1 protein-coding gene is annotated in these 329 nt (G+C 68.1%); it reads left to right on the top strand.

Annotated elements, in window-relative coordinates; translation table 11 throughout:
* On the top strand, positions 1-329 hold a 329-nt coding region (locus tag WA762_RS35550; RefSeq protein ID WP_443080760.1), incomplete at both ends, for a DUF7507 domain-containing protein.

Below are 329 nucleotides of genomic sequence, written 5' to 3'. Positions count from 1 at the left end.
GCGAAGCCGGTCGACCTGAACAAGAACGGCAGGACCGATGCCGGGGACCTCATCGAGTGGACGCTGAAGGTGTCCAACAAGGGCACCCGCACCGTCACCGACATCAAGGTGTCCGACCCCACCGCGGGCCAGGTGACCTGCCCGGCCACCAGCCTGGCGCCCGGCGCGGTGATGGACTGCACCGCCCCGGCCCACACCATCACCGCCAAGGACGAGGCGAACGGAAAGGTCGTCAACAAGGCCACAGCCTCCGGAAAGTCCGGTGACAAGGAGATCACCTCCCCCGAGGCCAGCTCCACGGTCAAGGTCCAGCCGGGCGACAAGCCCGC

The sequence above is a fragment of the Streptomyces tyrfis genome (genome assembly GCF_037034285.1).
Lineage (GTDB): Bacteria > Actinomycetota > Actinomycetes > Streptomycetales > Streptomycetaceae > Streptomyces.
This window is presented reverse-complemented; position numbering and strand designations above follow the sequence as displayed.